The following is a 3,314-nucleotide window of genomic DNA, read 5'->3' on the forward strand; positions in this document are numbered from 1 at the left end:
GCCAAAGAGGCCGACAAGTTAATGCGGCCGGACGAGATGGTCCTCGGGGTCAGCATCAACGGGGACAGCCGGGCCTACTCCATCCCCCTGCTGAGCTCGCACGAAATCGTGAACGATGTGGTGGGGGGGCGGAAAATCGCCGTCACCTGGTGACCCCTCTGCTATACGGGCATCGTGTATGACCGAATGCTAGAAGGCAGGGAGTTGACGCTGGGGGTTTCGGGGAAGCTCTGGAAAAACTCCCTCATCATGTACGACCGCCAGACGGACACCCTGTGGAGCCATCTGCTGGGCGAGGGCCTGGTCGGCCCCCTGAAGGGAAAGCGGCTCACCGTTCTCCCCACCGCCGTTTTCATCACCTACAAGGAATGGAAACAGCTCTACCCGGACACCAAAGTATTGGACAAGACAAAAATCGGCGGCGGTCGGGCGCTCTTCGGCAGATATTCCAGCGATCCGTATGAGGGCTACTACTACAGCCGCCAGACCGGCGTGATCCCCCAGAAGTACCGGGACAGCCGCCTGCATCCCAAAACCTATGTCGTGGCCGTCGCGCTCGATAATCCGGGCGGCGCCGGGAAGATCGCCAAGGCCTATCCCTTCGCCGACCTGAACCGCGCAGGGGTGGTCAACGACACATTCGCGCTCCAGGAACTTCTCGTGACCTACTGCGAGAGTGGAAAGAGCGGCGTGGTGTTCGACCGGAAGCTCGGGGGGAAACCCCTCACGTTTGAAATCCTTCCGGGCGATAAGGGAGCGGAAAAAGGCTGCGGGTTGATGCGCGACAAGGAAACGGGTTCGCTCTGGCGCCGGATGACGGGAGAGGCCATCGAGGGTGCGATGAAGGGGAAGAAGCTCTCCCGGGTTCCCAGCACGCTTTCGTTCTGGTTCGGGTGGAAGGATTATTACCCAAAAAGCGCGATTTACCGGCACGCAAACTGACAGCCTGCCTGTCGGCCGTGCTCCTCTTTGCGTCCGCCCGCTTTCCTGATAGAAGATAAGACTTCATTTTGCATAGGAAACGCTCCCGCGATGCGAGGAGCGTTTTCCATGTGCCGCTCGCCTGGAGAAGATGCCCGTGAGCCCCGTTATTTTTCAGCTCGGTCCCTTTGTGCTTCGGTGGTACGGACTCATGTATGTGGTCGCCGTCCTGGTGGGCGCCCGCCTCGTCCGGAAAGAATCCGAGCGCCGCGGCCTGCCCATCACCGCGGACGAGATCATGAACTTCGCGCTGATCGTCATGTTCGCCGGTATCCTGGGTGGCCGGATCTACTACGTCATCTTCAATTGGGATTTCTACGGAAAGAACCTCGGCGAGATCGTTCAGATCTGGCACGGCGGACTGGCCATCCACGGCGGAATGGTCGGCGGGGTGTTGGCGGGCCTCATCTACCTGAACCGGCATCCGGTTTCGACCTGGGATTTCGCCGACGCCGTGGCGCCCGCCGTCATGCTGGGGCAGGTCTTCGGCCGCTTCGGCAACTTCATGAACGGGGATGCCCACGGGATGCCCACGGCGCTGCCCTGGGGGGTGGTCTTTCCGGCGGAGAGCATCGCCGGCCGCCAGTTTCCGGGAATACCGCTCCACCCGGTCATGATCTACGAGCTGCTGCTGAACCTGCTGTGGTTCTTCCTCCTGCGGCGGCTCCGTCTGTGGAACCACCGGCCGGGCTTTCTCTTTTGTCTCTATTTTATCCTGTACTCCATCGGACGCGCCGCCGTGAGCGGATTCCGGGCGGACAGCCTGTGGATGGGCCCCGTGCGGGCCGCCTACGTGGCGAGCGCCGTTCTCATCGTCATCTTCGGCGGAATCATCCTGAAGAAGCGTCTTTGGACTTCCGATTCGGTTGCGGCTTCATCGTAGCCCGATCCTCTCTTTTTTCCTCATTTATCAAGGAGCGAAAGACCATGGGCTGGAGAATCGTCGATCTCTCGCAGGAAATTTTCAACGGGATGCCCGTCTATCCCGGCCACCAGCGCACCGCGCTCTTTCCCAACAAGACCCACGAGGAAACCTCCTACGCCTACAAAGACTCCCCCTCGGGCCACACCTCCACGACGAACACCATCATCATGAGCGATCACGGCCCGACTCATGTGGACGCCTTCGTGCACATCGACAAAAAACCCGGCGCCGAGAGCATCGATCAGATGGGGCTCGAATGGTTTTTCACCGAGGCCATCTGCCTCGACCTCTCGAAGTTCTGCAACACCGACGCCTGGATGACCCCCGAGGACCTCGAAGAAGCCTGCAAGAAGGCGAGCCTCGAGGTTCCCGCCAAGGGCGCCGTCCTCATCTGGACGGGCCACTACGAGGCCAACTACGGGGGGGACTTCAACACCTGGCTCTACAAGTATCCCGGCCTGAACGAGGCGGCGATGAACTGGCTAGCCGACAGGGGCTGCATCAACGTCGGCATCGACTCCCCGAGCGTGGACTCCTCCCTGGCGATGAAGGACCGCGGCTACTGGGCGCATAAGGTCTGCCGCGAGCGCAAAGTCACCAATGTCGAGAATCTGGCGAACCTGAAGGAAGTGGCCGGGACGAAGTTCATCTTCTCCTGCCTGCCCCTCAAGATGCGCGGCGGCACGGGCTCGCCCGTCCGGGCGGTGGCGATTTACATGGAGTAGGGTCTAGAACGCCCCATCGAGTTTCCGCCGGAGCCAGCCGCTGAAAAGGTCCACCGCGCTCACGAGAATGAAGATCGCGGCGATGAGGGTGACCAGCCGGTTTTCCAGGAAGAGCGAGAGGGAGATGTGCATCTGCTGGCCGAGCCCTCCGGCTCCCACAAAGCCCAAAATGGCCGCCGCCCGGATGCTCACCTCCCACCGGTAGAGGGTGTAGGCGATGAGCTGGGGCCAGGTCTGGGGCAGGGCCGCGTAGAGGAAGGCCGAGGCGCGCCGCCCGCCCGAGGCGCGGATGGCCTCGATGGGACCCGGCCGGACGCTCTCCATCGCCTCGGCGTAGAGTTTTCCCAGCACACCGCCGTTGTGGATCCCCAGCGCCAGCACCCCGGCGAAGGGCCCGAGCCCGACGATGAACACCCAGATGATCCCCCAGACGAGTTCCGGGATGGTGCGGAAGAGGTTCAGCGCCATTCGGCTTGCCACCAGAAGCGCGTTTCGGCCCGCCGAGCGCTGCATCCCCTTGTTTTCGACCTCGCCGCCCCCGCCGAGAATCTCCTCCGAGGTGGCGAAATAGAGCAGTGCCCCCCCGATGAGGACAGAGAGCGCCGCGCCCGCGATGGATATCGCCAGCGTCTCCAGCGTGGCCCAGGCGACGAGGTGGAGAAACTCCCCATCGGTCGCCGGCG

The 3,314-nt window shown here is 62.4% G+C and carries 4 protein-coding genes; 3 read left to right on the top strand and 1 reads right to left on the bottom strand.

Annotated elements, in window-relative coordinates; genetic code table 11:
* The 3 genes from O2807_13850 to O2807_13860 form a co-directional block, all read left to right on the top strand.
* The coding region (locus tag O2807_13850; protein MDA1001584.1) for a DUF3179 domain-containing protein at positions 1-942 on the top strand (942 nt) is incomplete at its 5' end.
* Between the two features lie 136 nt (positions 943-1,078).
* Positions 1,079-1,864 carry a prolipoprotein diacylglyceryl transferase gene (gene lgt, locus O2807_13855; protein MDA1001585.1) on the top strand — a complete coding sequence of 262 codons (786 nt, stop codon included), beginning with the start codon at positions 1,079-1,081 and terminating at the stop codon, positions 1,862-1,864.
* Positions 1,865-1,908: 44 nt separating this feature from the next.
* Positions 1,909-2,631 carry a cyclase family protein gene (locus O2807_13860; GenBank protein MDA1001586.1) on the top strand — a complete coding sequence of 241 codons (723 nt, stop codon included), beginning with the start codon at positions 1,909-1,911 and terminating at the stop codon, positions 2,629-2,631.
* Between the two features lie 3 nt (positions 2,632-2,634).
* Here O2807_13860 and O2807_13865 read toward each other — a convergent pair.
* A partial coding sequence (locus O2807_13865; GenBank protein ID MDA1001587.1) for an ABC transporter permease subunit occupies positions 2,635-3,314 on the bottom strand: 680 nt, incomplete at its 5' end.

This window comes from bacterium (assembly GCA_027622355.1).
Taxonomy (GTDB): Bacteria; UBA8248; UBA8248; order UBA8248; family UBA8248; genus JAQBZT01.

Bases quoted from the DNA above. Each gene is read 5' to 3' on its own strand.
- O2807_13860 (MDA1001586.1), top strand. From the start codon at position 1,909: ATGGGCTGGAGAATCGTCGATCTCTCGCAGGAAATTTTCAACGGGATG.